Raw genomic sequence first — 13914 nt, 5'->3', positions numbered from 1 at the left:
TACATGACCGACCCCTGGCAGGACCCCGCCCTCTCCGCAGGCGTCCGCGCCGCCGATCTGCTCTCCCGGATGACCCTCCGGGAGAAGACCGCCCAGCTCTACGGGATCTGGCCCGGCTCGGACCAGACGCCGGGCGGCGACATGGCGCCGCTCCAGCACGCGCTGTCCGGCGACGTCGATCTGACGGAGCTTCTCCCCGACGGCCTCGGGCAGTTGACGCGCCCCTTCGGCACCACACCCGTCGAGCCGGCCGAGGGTGCCGCCCGCCTCGCCGCCCTCCAGGAACGCGTCCGCTCGGCGAACCGCTTCCGGCTGCCCGCCCTCGCCCACGAGGAGTGCCTCACCGGCTTCACCGCCTGGCAGGCGACGATCTTCCCCACACCACTGGCCTGGGGCGCGAGCTTCGATCCGGCCCTGGTCAAGGAGATGGCGGCGGCGATCGGCGCCTCGATGCGGTCGGTCGGCGTGCACCAGGGCCTCGCACCCGTCCTCGACGTCGTACGAGATCCCCGCTGGGGCCGCACGGAGGAGTCGATCGGCGAGGACCCCTACCTGGTGGCGACCGTCGGCACCGCCTACGTCCAGGGGCTGGAGTCGGCCGGGATCATCGCCACGCTCAAGCACTTCGCCGGTTACTCGGCCTCACGCGGCGCACGCAACCACGCGCCGGCGTCGATCGGCCCGCGTGAACTGGCGGACGTCATCCTGCCGCCGTTCGAGATGGCGCTGCGGGAGGGCGGCGCGCGGTCGGTGATGGCGGCGTACAACGACGTCGACGGGCTGCCCGCGCACGCGCACGTGGAGCTGCTCACCCAACTCCTGCGGGAGAAGTGGAAGTTCGGGGGGACGGTCGTCTCCGACTACTTCGGTGTCTCCTTCCTGGAGTCGGCGCACGGGCTCACCGACTCGCCGGCCGGTGCGGCGGCGCTCACGCTCGCGGCGGGCGTGGACGTGGAGCTGCCCTCGGTGCGGTGCTTCGGGGCCGGGCCGCTGAATGAGGAGTTGGTGGACCGGGCGGCGCTGCGGGTGCTCACGCAGAAGTGCGAGCTGGGGCTGCTGGACCCGGACTGGGCGCCGCCGCCCCCGGCCGAGGCTCCGGCCGATCTCGACCCGCCCCATATGCGGCTGCTGGCCAGGCGGTTGGCGGAGGAGTCGGTCGTCCTGCTTTCCAACGCCGGTGTGCTGCCGCTCGGTTCGGGGACCCGGCGGGTCGCGGTCCTCGGCCCGCTCGCCGACGACGCGGCGGCCATGCTCGGCTGCTACACCTTCCCCCGCCATGTCCTCCTCGACCACCCCGAGCTGCCGATGGGCGTCGCCGTGCCGACGCTGCTCGAAGCGTTGCGGGCGGAGCTGCCCGACGCGGAGTTCACGGACGACCCGGCGGCGGCCGAGGTGTGTGTGGTCGCGGTCGGGGACCGCTCGGGGCTGTTCGGCCGGGGCACCTCGGGCGAGGGCTGCGATGTGGCAGACCTCGAACTGCCCGCCGGACAGGGTGAGTTGGTGGAGGCGGCACTCGCCTCCGGGACGCCGGTCGTGCTCGTGGTGCTCTCCGGGCGGCCCTACGCGCTCGGACGCTGGGCGGACCGCTGCGCGGCGATCGTGCAGGCGTTCTTCGCGGGCCAGGAAGGCGGCCCCGCGGTCGCCGGGGTCCTGTCGGGCCGGGTGAACCCCTCGGGCCGACTGCCGGTGAGCGTGCCGCGCGACCCCGCCGGGCAGCCGTGGACGTACCTCGCCCCGCCGCTCGGCCTGCGCGGCGAGGCGAGCAGCCTCGATCCGACACCGCTGTTCCCGTTCGGACACGGGCTCTCCTACACCACGTACGCCTGGCAGGGCCCCTCGGCCGACACCGACACGCTCCCCACGGACGGCGAGACGACGCTGCGCCTGACGGTCCGCAACACGGGGGAGCGGGCCGGGACGGAGATCGTGCAGCTCTACCTCCACGACCCCGTCGGCAAGGTGGCGCGGCCGGTGGCCCGACTGGTGGGCTACGCGCGGGTGCCGCTGGAGGCGGGGGCGTCGGCGGAGGTCCACTTCACGTTCCCGGCGGACCTCGCCGCGTACACCGGACCGGACGGCGACCGGATCGTCGAACCGGGCGAGCTGGAGTTGTGGTTGGGCGCGTCCAGTGACGGAGAGGGCGTACGGCACTCGGTGCTCGTGACGCTGACCGGGCCTGAGCGGGTGGTGGGGCGGGAGCGGCGGATGCGGTGCGAGGTGCGGGTGAAGTGAGCTGTGGCGAGCCCGGGAAGCGAGCTCGGCGGTGCACGGGTCGAATGTTTCGCGCCAGCCGCCGTTTTCCCGGGGAGGAGTGTGGCGTCAAAGGGGGTTAGACGGGTGAGCGGGCGGGGCTACGATCGCCGCCATGAACTCTGCCAATCCGGCGCAGCCTCTGGGGACCGGGACGGCACGGCGGTCGACCCAGACCGCCACGCTCGCCGAGATCGCCCGGGAGGCCGGCGTATCGGCTCCGACTGTTTCGAAGGTGCTCAACGGGCGGGCCGACGTGGCCCCGGCGACCCGTACCCGCGTGGAGGGGCTGCTGCGCGATTACGGCTACCGGCGCCGCCGGGCCGAGGCCACCCGGTCGCCCCTCATCGACCTGGTCTTCCACGAGCTGGAGAGCGCCTGGGCGATGGAGGTCATCCGGGGCGTCGAGAACGTCGCGCGGGACGAGGGGCTGAGCGTCGTGCTCTCCGAGAGCGCGGGCCGGCTGACCCCCGGCCGCACCTGGGCCGACCAGGTCGCCGCCCGCCGCCCGCACGGCGTGATCCTCGTCCTGTCCGGGCTCGACGCCTCCGGTCAGGCGCTGCTGACCAGCCGGGCCATCCCGTTCGTGGTGCTCGACCCGGCCGGTGACCCCGGCGACGACGTGCCCTCCATCGGCGCCACCAACTGGCAGGGCGGGCTCGCCGCGACCCGCCACCTCGTCGAGCTGGGCCACACCCGCATCGGCGCGATCAGCGGCCCCTCGCGCATGATGTGCAGCCGCGCCCGCGTCGACGGTTACCGTGCCGCCCTGGAGACGGCCGGGCTGCCGGTCGACCCGGAGCTGATCCGGCCCGGGAACTTCCACCACGAGTCCGGCTACCGCGCGGGCCTTGAACTGCTCAGGTCGCCCGACAGACCCACCGCCGTCTTCGCGGGCAACGACCTCCAGGCCCTCGGTCTGTACGAGGCCGCCCGTGAGCTGGGGCTGCGCGTTCCGGAGGACCTGAGCGTGGTGGGCTTCGACGATCTGCCGGTGGCGCGCTGGGTCGGGCCGCCGCTGACGACCGTACGGCAGCCGCTGACAGAGATGGCCGAGGCGGCGGCGCGGCTGGTACTGGAACTGGGGCGGCGCGCACAGCCCGCCGCGGCCACCCGGATGGAGCTGGCCACGAGCCTGGTGGTGCGCAGCAGCACGGGGGCGCCGCCGGCGTAGCCGTGTTTCGGCCTTGGCGGGACGGGGCGCAGTTCCTGTATTGACGAGTGGTGCGGCCCGCTCCACACTCTCCGAAGCCAATCGGTTGCACGACCGAAACTTTCGGAGGCACCCGCAATGAGATCTCTGAGATCAGGCTTGTCCCCGGCGTCACTGCTGACCGGCGCCGCCACCCTCGTCACCCTCGGCGCCCTGCTGGTGGCCGCCCCCGCCGCCCAGGCGGCCGACACCCCGCTGCGCGACCTGGCCGCCGCCAAGGGCAAGGCCATCGGCACCGCCGTCACCGGGTCCAAGCTCACCGGCACGTACGGCGACATCGCCGGCGCCCAGTTCAACTGGCTGACCCCCGGCAACGCCATGAAGTGGGAGACCGTCGAGCCGAGCCGCGGAACCTACAACTGGGCCGAGGCCGACCAGATCGTCGCGTTCGCGCAGGCCCACAACCAGCAGGTCCGCGGCCACACACTCGTCTGGCACAGCCAGAACCCGGGCTGGCTGGCGAACGGCACCTGGACCCCCGCCGAGCTGAGCACGCTGCTCCAGGACCACATCAGCACCGAAGTCACGCGCTACAAAGGCAGGTTGGCCGCCTGGGACGTGGTGAACGAGCCCTTCAACGAGGACGGCACCTACCGTTCGACGCTCTGGTACAACGGGCTCGGTGCCGACTACATCGCCCAGGCGCTGACCTGGGCGCGGGCGGCCGACCCGAGCGCCAAGCTCTACATCAACGACTACAACGTCGAGGGCGTCAACGCCAAGAGCACCGCCCTCTACAACCTGGTCAAGTCGCTGAAGGAGCGCGGCGTCCCGATCGACGGCGTCGGCCTCCAGGCCCACCTCATCCTCGGCCAGGTCCCGGCCACGTTCCAGCAGAACATCCAGCGGTTCGCCGACCTCGGGGTGGACGTCGCTATCACGGAGCTCGACATACGCATGCAACTTCCCTCCACCGAAGCGAAGTTGACGCAGCAGGCCGCCGACTACAAGGCCGTGCTCGACGCTTGTGTCGCGGTCGCCCGGTGCACCGGGGTCACCGTCTGGGGCTTCACGGACTCCGACTCCTGGATCCCGGACGTCTTCACGGGCTACGGGGCGGCAACCCCGTACGACGAGAACTACGTGCCGAAACCGGCGTACTACGCGATCGCGACGGCACTGGGCGGCACGACCACCCCGCCGACGGGCGCGTGCTCGGCGACGTACAGCGTCGCCAGTCAGTGGAACACCGGCTTCACCGGACAGGTGAGGATCGCCTGCTCGGGGGCGGCTCTGTCCGCGTGGCGGGTGAGCTGGAGCTTCGGCGCGGGCCAGCAGATCACGCAGGCCTGGAACGCGACCTGCGCGCAGACGGGCGCGGCGGTGAGCTGCGTCAACGCGTCCTACAACGGAACGGTACCGAACGGCGGTTCCGTGACGTTCGGGTTCAACGCGGCATGGAGCGGGAGCAATCCGGTACCCGTCGTGACAGTGGGCTGAGCGTTCCGGGGTCGGCTCTTAGCCATGGCTGAGAAGTCTGAGATTTTCCGAAGGAATGGGCAGAAGGGGTTCCTGCTCGTAATAATTCGGACTTATGTTCCTTCGTGTGACGGCTGAAAACGAGCACGGGGACCACAACGAGGGCGTCGAGAGTCACGGAGGGCGACGGCGGGGCCTGCTGAAAGCCGTCGGCATCGTGTTCGCCGGCGCCCTCGTACTCTCCGCCGCGGGGGCGGGCTGGGCCTACTGGCACCTGAACCAGAACATCAGGACCGTCGACATCAACAGCGCCCTCGGCGACGACCGCCCGCCGAAGACCGTGTCGACCCCGTCGGCGGCGGCCTCCGCCTCCGCGAGCCCGCTCCCCAGTGGCGCGCTCAACATCCTGGTGCTCGGCTCCGACTCCCGCAGCGGTGACGCGAACGCGGCGCTGGGCGGGGGTAGCAGCACGGGAGCCCGCTCGGACACGGCGATGGTCGTCCACATAGACGAGGGCCGTACGGCGGCGACGGTGGTCAGCATCCCGCGCGACACCCTGGTCACCCGCCCGTCGTGCCCCACCTCCTCCGGCGGGACGACCTCGGTGGCCTACAACTCGATGTTCAACAGCGCCTATTCGGTGGGCGGTCCGGTCTGCGCCGTGAAGACGGTCGAGTCGATCACCGACGTCCGCATGGACCACTTCATCGAGATCGACTTCTCCGGTTTCGCGAAGCTGGTCGACGCGCTCGGCGGGGTCACGGTCACGACGGACGAGGACATCGACGACGAGGACAGCCACCTGGTCCTGAAGGCGGGCGAACACCACCTCGACGGCACCCAGGCGCTGGCCCTCGCCCGCACCCGGCACGGCATCGGCGACGGCAGCGACCTGGGTCGCATCGGCCTCCAGCAGACCCTGGTGAAGGCCCTGTTGGAGCAGATGTCCACCACCAGCCTGCTCACCGACCCCGCCAAGCTCTACCAGGTCGCCGACGCGGTCACCGGCAGCCTCACGACCGACACCGGCCTCAACTCGCTGACCGAGCTGATGCGGCTGGGGCAGAGCCTGAAGTCGCTGCCCTCGGACGCGCTCAAGACCGTCACGATGCCGGTCCTGCCGGCGGCCTCGGACCCGAACCGGGTGGTGGCGGACGAGCCGGAGGCGAGCGAACTGTGGGCGTCGCTCAGGTGACCTGCCGTAACCTTGAATGACCAGTGATGCACACAGTGTGGTGTGCGCAGGTGGGGGGTGGGGTTGTGGCCGAGCAGTCGCCGACCGCGTGGAAGTACTGCGGGAACCAGTTCAAGATGTGGCGCCAGGAGGCGGGCGTCAGCCGCGAGCGGGTGGGCGACGAGACCAACTACTCGCCGGACACGATCACCGCGTTCGAGCGCGGGGTGCGCAGGCCGACGGCCCGGTTGCTCGCCGTGGGCGACGAACTGTTCGGCGCGCGGGGGAAGTTGAAGGCGGCGGCGCAGTATCTGGAGCCGGAGCGGTTTCCGCCGCGCACCCAGGACTTCATGGACTGCGAGGCCGACGCTATCGCCTTGCAGTCGTACGAGACGTTGCTGATCCCTGGCCTGTTGCAGACCGAGGCGTACGTGCGTGCACTGCTCGGCGCCCACTACCCGCCGCTGGACGACGAGACGATCGAGAGCAGGGTGGCTGCCAGGCTGGAGCGGCAGCAGTTGCTGGTCCGCAAGCCGACGGCGTACTACGGCTTCGTCTTCGAGGAGATCGCGCTACGGCGTCCCGTGGGCGGAGCGGCGGCGATGCGGGAGCAGTGCGGACGCCTGGTGGAACTGGGGCGGTTGCGCAACGTCTCCGTCCAGGTGCTGCCGACCGGTTAGGGCGCGCATGCCGGACTCAACGGCCCCATGGTGCTGATCGAGACGCACGAGCGCGAGCATTACGCCTACGAGGAAGGGCAGGCGGTCAGTGTGCTGCACTCCCGTTCGGAGGAACTGAGCAATCTGGCCCAGCGCTTTGGCATGATCCGGACGCAGGCCCTCAGTACGGAGGAGTCGGCACGGTTCATCGGAAAGGTGGCTGACGAGTGGTGAAGACCGAACTCGCCTGGTTCAAGTCGAGTTACAGCGGCACGGAAGGCGGCAACTGTGTCGAGGTCGCCCGCACCCCCCGTACCGTCCACATCCGGGACTCGAAGCTCAACCCTGTTGGTGACGGGCCCGAGTTGACGGTCCCCGCCTCCGCGTGGGCGGAGTTCATCACGCACGTCGGGACCTGAGCCGGGGCTTGAGCTTCGGGGGTCGGGATTCGAGACCCTTTTGCAAGGAATGGGTGGGTGGCTCAACCCACCCACCCTCCCTTGTCGGCGGCCGAAGTACCGCCCGGGCCAGGGGAGATGACTTTTCGTGACCAGGTCGCGCCGGAGCGTGGCGAACGTGTAGCGTGCGCCGGGAAAGCATCGACCCCCGTGGGTGTTAGCAGCACCACGCGGGGGTCTGACCACTAGATCGAATGAGGCTCGACCCCATGGCTGTCGCCCAGCTTAGTGCTGCCCTGCGCCCCTCCGCTCACCCTGCCGCCAATCCCGGGTACGGGAAGAGGTCCGCCCCCGACCAGGAGCCGCGCACCGGCCGGGACTTCGCACATCTGCCCGCCCGCGAGTCGTCGATCGCCACGTACCTCGACCGGCTCGACGACGAGGCCGACATGTCCATCAAGACGCTGGCCCGGCATCTCGACTACGGTCAGTGCGCCATCGGCACCGCCCTCAACAACCTCTCCGTGGCGGGGCATCTGCGCCGCGTACGACGTCCGGTCACCGTCGACGGCTGCCCCCGCTGGGTCTGGCACACCTTCTTCTCGCGCACCGCTCGCGACGACGCCTGGTGGGACGCCCTCCTCGCCGGGGCCGTACCGGTCACCGAGCGGCGCTCACCGGAAGCGGCGCGATCGGCGGCGTACGGCGTGCTGGCCGGGCTCGGGCGGATCGACGCGCGGCTCACGCTCTCGGCGGGGGAGTGCGGGGCGCTGGAGGAGCAAGCCGCCGAGTGGCTCGCCCGGGGCGCGGGCGAGGCGCAGCTCATGGCAGCGCTGACGGCAGGGCTCCCGGAGCGGGTGGCACACGCCCACGGCTTCGTGCGCGCCCGGCTGCTGGCCAAGCTGCCGCCCGCACCGCCGACGCCGTCGCCCTACGAGGTGGTCTGCACGGCCTGCGGCGAGCCGAGCGACAGCACGGCGCTGCGGGGAGGCCTGTGCGGGGGCTGCTGGGGTGACCGGCCGGGTCTCGCGGCCGACCGGGTGCACGCCCATGCGGGGCAGCTGCGCGCGGCCCTGCGCACAGGGACACGTACGGAGAAAGGAAGAGACGCATGACGACCTTGCAGCACGGGCCGCCCCTGACCGGGGCAGGATGGAGGGGAGGAGGCGACGCCATGACCCCCATGACATCCGACCGGCCCCAGATGCTCGTCGAGGAATTCGAGGAGCTCGCCCGTCACGCGCCCGAGTCGGCGCGGCTGGAGTTCCTGCACGGAAAGATCGGGGTCAAGCCCATGCCGGACGGCAATCACGGATCGATCGTCGCCTGGCTCCTCAAGCGGTGTATGCAGCACCGCCCTGAGCTGTTCCTTTTCCCGGAGCAGGGGCTCCAGGTCGAGTCCTACCGCAAGGGCCGGGCCAGACCGGACGGATCTCTGGCACCCGAGGAGTACTTCGTCGGGAAGGGCGAGTGGGCCGAACCGGACGGTGTCCTGATGGTCGTAGAGGTCACGTCCCACGACCGGGACGCCGACGCCCGTGACCGGACCGAGAAGCCCGACGCCTACGCGGCGGCGGGCATCCCGGTCTATCTCCTCGTCGACCGGGACACGGACAGCGTGACCGTGCACGCGGACCCCGAAGGCGGCGCCTACCGCTCTCTCACCACCCGGGCGTTCGGATCGGTGATCGAGTTGCCGGATCCGGTCGGCATCACGCTGGAGACGGAGAAGCTCAAGGACTTCGCCGACTGAACCGCCCGTCGCGCCCGAGACCTGCGGAAACGAACCCCGCGGAGGAAATTCCGAAGAAGTCCGGGGACAGTGTCGAGACAGGCGTCTCCCGTTCGACGCATGGGTGAGAGGCAGGGACAGTCCCCGCCCCGCTGCTGAAGGAGTCACCATGCCGCGCTACCTGTCTATGGTCCGGATCGACGAGAACAACGCCCCCGCCGAGGGCCCCAGTGACGAGCTGATGCAGCGGATGGGCGAGCTGATCGAGGAGATGACCAAGGCGGGCGTGATGCTGGACACCGCCGGCCTCGCACCCACCGCCCAGGGCACCCGGGTCCGCTGGGAGAAGGGCGAACTGACCGTCACCGACGGCCCGTTCACCGAGTCCAAGGAGGTCGTCGGCGGCTACGCGATCATCCAGGCCAAGGACAAGGCCGAGGCGGTCGAGTGGACCAAGCGGTTCCTGAAGATCCACGAGGAGCACTGGACGGTCACGTCCGAGGTGCGGGAGATCGTGGGCGGCTGAGCCGTTCCTTGGCCTGAGGCCATCCCTGGTGTCTGATGGGGGGCTGTGGACCAGCAGCCCTCCGTCACCGCCCCCGCGCCGTCGCCCCCGCCCGGCACCGACGCCGACGCCCTCGTGACCGTGGAGACGATCTTCCGCATCGAGTCCCCGCGCGTCATCGCCGGCGTCACCCGCGTCGTCCGCGACGTCGGCATCGCGGAGGAACTCGCTCAGGACGCCCTGGTCGCGGCCCTTGAGCAGTGGCCGCGCGACGGGGTGCCGGACAACCCGGGCGCCTGGCTGATGGCCACCGCCAAGCACCGCGCGATCGATCTCGTACGCCGCCGGGAACGCTACGCGCGCAAGCTGGCGGAGATCGGCCGTGACCTGGAGACGACCACCCCCTTCGAGGAACCCGCCGACCCGGAGGACATCGACGACGACCTGCTGCGGCTGGTCTTCACCACCTGTCACCCGGTCCTCTCCGCCGAGGCCCGCATCGCCCTCACCCTGCGGTTGCTCGGCGGCCTGACCACCGTCGAGATCGCCCGCGCCTTCCTCGCCCCGGAGGCGACGATCGCCCAGCGCATCGTGCGCGCCAAACGGAAACTCGCGACGAGCGGAGTGGCCTTCGAGGTCCCCTACGGGCCGGAGCGCGAGGCCCGTCTCGGATCGGTACTGGAGGTCATCTACCTGATCTACAACGAGGGTTACGCGGCCACCGCGGGCGAGGACTGGCTGCGCCCCTCCCTGTGCGAGGACGCCCTGCGACTCGCCCGCGTGCTCGCCGAGTTGATGCCCAAGGAACCCGAAGTGCACGGGCTGGTCTCGCTGTTGGAGCTCCAGACGTCACGGACGGCCGCCCGCTCCGGCCCGTCGGGCGAGCCGGTCCTGCTGAAGGACCAGAACCGCCGCCGCTGGAACCGCATGCTGATCCGCCGCGGCTTCGCCGCCCTGGGACGCGCGAACGCCGTCACCAGCACGGGCCCCGGCCCGTACGCCCTCCAGGCCGCCATCGCCGCGTGCCACGCGCAGGCGTACGCGTACGAGGACACGGACTGGGGCCAGATCGCCACCCTGTACGGCCTCCTGGCCGCCCGCTCCCCGTCCCCCGTCGTCGAACTGAACCGCGCGGTCGCCGTCTCGATGGCCGACGGCCCGGCGCCCGCCCTGGAAATCGTCGACACCCTCGTCGCCGAACCCGCCCTGCGCGACTACCACTTGCTCCCGAGCGTCCGCGGCGACCTGCTCGCCCGCCTCGGACGCACGGCCGAGGCGCGGGCGGAGTTCGAACGGGCGATCGCCCTGACGCGCAACGAGCAGGAGAGGGAGCTGCTGCGGGCGCGGGTGCGTGAACTGGACCCGCCGAAGTCCTGAGACGCCGAGGTCAGAACGTCAGCGGGTGCCCCAGCAGCATCGTCGGCGCCCCCGCGACCCGGGTCAGGAACACCGTCGCCGAGTTCGGGCCCTGCGACTTGGGCAGGACCTTCCGCCGCAACTCCTCCGGCTCCACGGCGGACCCCCGCTTCTTCACCGTCAGCACGCCGACCTCCCGCTCGCGCAGCAGCGCCTTCAACTTCTTCACACCGAAGGGGAGTTGGTCGGTGATCTCGTACCCGGAGGCGTACGGCGTGGGACGCGCCTCGTCCGCCGTGATGTAGGCGATCGTCTCGTCGACCAGCCCGCCGTCCAGCTCCTGGGCCACCTCCGCGACCAGATGGGCGCGGATGACGGCGCCGTCGGGCTCGTACAGATACCGCCCGACGGACCGTACCGCCGGATCAGGCAGCCCGCGCCCCCGTACCTCGCGCGGTCCCGGCAGCAGCGTGGCCCGCACAAGACCCGGCTCGGTGCCGAACCACAGCACCGCCTCCTTCACGTCGCCGCTGTCCGAGATCCACTCCGCCTCCGCCTCGGCGGGAACCGCCTCGTGCGGGATGCCGGGAGCGATCTTCAGCGCGGCGAGCGGAGCCTTCGAGGCGGTGCCGACCGCCCAGGAGAGCGGTGGTGAATAGGCCTCGGGGTCGAAAATGCGCCCCCTGCCGCCCCGGCGCCCCGGATCCACGAACACGGCCTCGTACGCGGACACGTCCACCTCCGTGACATCCGCCTCGCGCACCTCGATCAGGTCCGCGAGGCCGAGCGCGTCGGCGTTCGCGCGCGCCACCGCGACCGTCAGCGGGTCCCGGTCGACGGCGAGGACCCGGATCCCGGCGCGGGCCAGCGCGATCGCGTCGCCGCCTATGCCGGAGCAGAGGTCGGCGACCGAGCGGACACCGAGGGCCCGCAGCCGCTCCGCGCGGTGCGTCGCGACCGTCGTACGGGTCGACTGCTCGACCCCGTTGGGCGTGAAGAACATCCGCTCCGCGTCGTCGGCCCCGAACTTCGCCGCCGCCCGCTGCCGCAGCCGCGCCTGTCCGAGGGCCGCCGAGACCAGCCCGGCCGGGTGCTCGCGGCGCAGCCGGGTGGCGACGGCCAGCTCCCGCGCCGGATCGGTGCCGCGCACCTCGTCGAGCAGGGCCCGGCCCTCCGGGGTGAGAAGGGTGGCGAAGGAGGCGAGGGGGGACGGCGGATCGAGGTCGTTCACCGGGCCATTGTGGGCCAGTCGGTGGACGGCGCGCGTCCGGCCGAGGTGTCGTGCCCCCGCACCGGCCGTGGCCTGCGAGGATCCGGCGCCATGCGATCAGTACGACAAAACTATAAAAACAGTACGAAATTGACGGTTGCCCGTACCGGCATCGCCGCGCTCGCCCTCGCCGCCCTCGTGTCCGGCTGCGCCGCGGGCGCCGACTCCACCCCCGCGAAACCGGCGCCCGCTCCCGTACTCGACGCCGCCGCCAAGCTCCGGGTCGCACAGGCTGCCCGAGCCGCCGCCGCCAAGCGCTGGGGTCTGGCCAGTACACCGCTGGCGGCACCGTCCGCCCCGGCCAGGAAGCCGGTCATCGAGTTCCGCGACGGCTTCGAGGTCGAGGACGGGGAGGGACTGCCGCCGGTCTTCACCACCATCCCGACCAAGGACAAGGTCGTCTTCCTCACCATCGACGACGGCGCCGAGAAGGACCCGGCCTTCCTGCGGATGATGAGCGACCTGAAGATCCCGTACACCGCCTTCCTCAGCGACTACCTGGTCAAGGAGGACTACGGGTACTTCCGGAAGATGCGCGACCGCGGCGTCGTACTCAACAACCACACCCTCCACCACCCTTACCTGCCCGGACTCTCCTACGCGCGGCAGAAGCACGAGATCTGCGGCATGCAGGACGTGATCGAGAAGCAGTTCGGCAAGCGCCCGACGCTCTTCAGGCCGCCGTTCGGCAACTACAACGAGGACACCCTGCGTGCCGCCAAGTCCTGCGGCGTCAAGGCCGTCCCGCTGTGGAACGAGGAGATCTTCGTCGACCACTGGGAGTACCGCGAGTGGGACCGCGACCTGCACCCCGGCGACATCGTTCTCAGCCACTTCCGGGGCAAGGAGGACTGGAAGGGCTCGATGGCCGACATGGTCCGCCGCTTCATGAAGATGGTGACCGACAAGGGGTACGCGGTGGCCCGCCTGGAGGACTACCTGTGAGGTCACGGCCGTACGGGCTCGCCGCCGGACTGCTCGCCTGCGTGCTGCTGTCCGGCTGCGCCCAGTCCGTCGACCCGATCGAACGGCTGGGCATGAAGGCCGCGCACGAGGTGAGCAAGGCGCGGTCGCACGGGCCGACCCTCGGGACGTACCGCCACTGGGGGCTGTCCGCGCCGCTCGCCGCCGCGCCGAAACCGTCCGCCCGGGCCACCGCACGCACCGCGGGGCCGGGCCTCGCGCCGGTCGTGGACCGCGTGCCCACCCGCGACAAGGTCGTCTTCCTGACGTACGACGACGGCGCCGAGCGGGACCCGGGGTTCGTCGACATGGTCCGTGAACTGCGGCTGCCGGTAAGCATGTTCCTCACCGACAGCGTGGTCGGGCCGGGGTACGGGCACTTCGCCCGGCTGCGGGCGGTCGGCGCGACCGTGCAGAACCACACCCTGGACCACTCCGCCCTGCGCGGCCTGCCGTACGCCGGCCAGCGCGCCGAGATCTGCGGCCAGCAGGACAAGCTCAGACAGCGCTTCGGCATCCGCCCCCGTTTCCTGCGGCCCCCCTACGGCACGTACGACGCCACCACCCTGCGCGCCGCCGCCGACTGCGGGATCGCGGCCGTCGTACGGGGGCGGGACGCCGGGGAGGGCCCGCTGCGGCCGGGCGACATCCTGACGGGTTTCGACGACCCGAACCTCACGGAGGCGACCATCGGGCTGCTGCGCCGGATCCAGGCGGAGGGGTTCACGCCGGCGCGGCTCGAGGACTATCTCTAGCCGCGATTCCACGGGGTTCGGGGGCCGGGAACCCCCTGGTTCAAGCGTCCCGATTTCACCGGCATCCGGCGCCGCGTTGGCACTCCGCTTGACCGAGTGCTAATCGCGGTCATAGTCTCAGGTCTGGCACTCGCCACTGGAGAGTGCCAATGACGACAGGTAGATCCGGCTTCCCGCGACGACGGATTCACCTGGTCGCCACCTCAGACAGTTAACCCCG

At 71.1% G+C, this 13914-nt stretch carries 12 protein-coding genes and 1 pseudogene; 12 read left to right on the top strand and 1 reads right to left on the bottom strand.

Annotated elements, in window-relative coordinates:
* Positions 1-3 precede the first annotated feature (3 nt).
* From ACIBLC_RS27475 to ACIBLC_RS27430, 10 genes and pseudogenes are all read left to right on the top strand, one after another.
* Positions 4-2232 (top strand): glycoside hydrolase family 3 N-terminal domain-containing protein, encoded by a 2229-nt coding sequence (locus tag ACIBLC_RS27475; RefSeq protein ID WP_399213884.1) that lies wholly within the window; start codon positions 4-6, stop codon positions 2230-2232.
* Positions 2233-2365: 133 nt separating this feature from the next.
* Entirely contained in the window at positions 2366-3424 is a 1059-nt protein-coding gene (locus ACIBLC_RS27470) for a LacI family DNA-binding transcriptional regulator (RefSeq protein ID WP_399213882.1), read from the top strand.
* 117 nt (positions 3425-3541) lie between these two features.
* On the top strand, positions 3542-4903 hold the full coding sequence (locus ACIBLC_RS27465; RefSeq protein ID WP_399213881.1) for an endo-1,4-beta-xylanase: 1362 nt from the start codon (positions 3542-3544) through the stop codon (positions 4901-4903).
* A 94-nt stretch (positions 4904-4997) separates the two neighbouring features.
* Positions 4998-6077 carry an LCP family protein gene (locus tag ACIBLC_RS27460; protein WP_399213880.1) on the top strand — a complete coding sequence of 360 codons (1080 nt, stop codon included), beginning with the start codon at positions 4998-5000 and terminating at the stop codon, positions 6075-6077.
* Positions 6078-6103: 26 nt separating this feature from the next.
* A pseudogene (locus ACIBLC_RS27455) lies at positions 6104-6949 on the top strand (helix-turn-helix domain-containing protein).
* Positions 6943-7134, top strand: a complete 192-nt coding sequence (locus tag ACIBLC_RS27450) for a DUF397 domain-containing protein (protein ID WP_399213879.1) — start codon at positions 6943-6945, stop codon at positions 7132-7134. Before ACIBLC_RS27455 ends, ACIBLC_RS27450 begins: the two are co-directional and overlap by 7 nt.
* A 248-nt stretch (positions 7135-7382) precedes the next feature.
* Positions 7383-8228, top strand: coding sequence for a hypothetical protein (locus ACIBLC_RS27445; RefSeq protein WP_399213877.1), 846 nt, complete (start codon positions 7383-7385; stop codon positions 8226-8228).
* Between the two features lie 59 nt (positions 8229-8287).
* Entirely contained in the window at positions 8288-8866 is a 579-nt protein-coding gene (locus ACIBLC_RS27440; protein ID WP_399213876.1) for a Uma2 family endonuclease, read from the top strand.
* 148 nt (positions 8867-9014) lie between these two features.
* Positions 9015-9371, top strand: coding sequence for a YciI family protein (locus tag ACIBLC_RS27435; protein WP_399213875.1), 357 nt, complete (start codon positions 9015-9017; stop codon positions 9369-9371).
* 45 nt (positions 9372-9416) lie between these two features.
* A complete protein-coding gene (locus ACIBLC_RS27430; protein ID WP_399213874.1) occupies positions 9417-10727 on the top strand; it encodes an RNA polymerase sigma factor in 1311 nt (436 codons plus the stop codon).
* Positions 10728-10737: 10 nt separating this feature from the next.
* On the opposite strand, the gene ACIBLC_RS27425 is transcribed toward ACIBLC_RS27430, so the two are convergent.
* Positions 10738-11937, bottom strand: coding sequence for an SAM-dependent methyltransferase (locus ACIBLC_RS27425; RefSeq protein WP_399213873.1), 1200 nt, complete (start codon positions 11935-11937; stop codon positions 10738-10740).
* Between the two features lie 90 nt (positions 11938-12027).
* Between ACIBLC_RS27425 and ACIBLC_RS27420 the strand changes: the two genes are divergently transcribed.
* Entirely contained in the window at positions 12028-12921 is an 894-nt protein-coding gene (locus ACIBLC_RS27420; RefSeq protein WP_399213872.1) for a polysaccharide deacetylase family protein, read from the top strand.
* Entirely contained in the window at positions 12918-13694 is a 777-nt protein-coding gene (locus ACIBLC_RS27415) for a polysaccharide deacetylase family protein (protein ID WP_399213871.1), read from the top strand. Before ACIBLC_RS27420 ends, ACIBLC_RS27415 begins: the two co-directional genes overlap by 4 nt.
* Positions 13695-13914: the final 220 nt, after the last annotated feature.

Origin of the sequence: Streptomyces sp. NPDC050535, assembly GCF_044457665.1 — a bacterium.
Taxonomy (GTDB): domain Bacteria; phylum Actinomycetota; class Actinomycetes; order Streptomycetales; family Streptomycetaceae; genus Streptomyces.
Note: the sequence above shows the minus strand (reverse complement) of the source record. Positions and strands in the feature narration are given on the sequence as shown.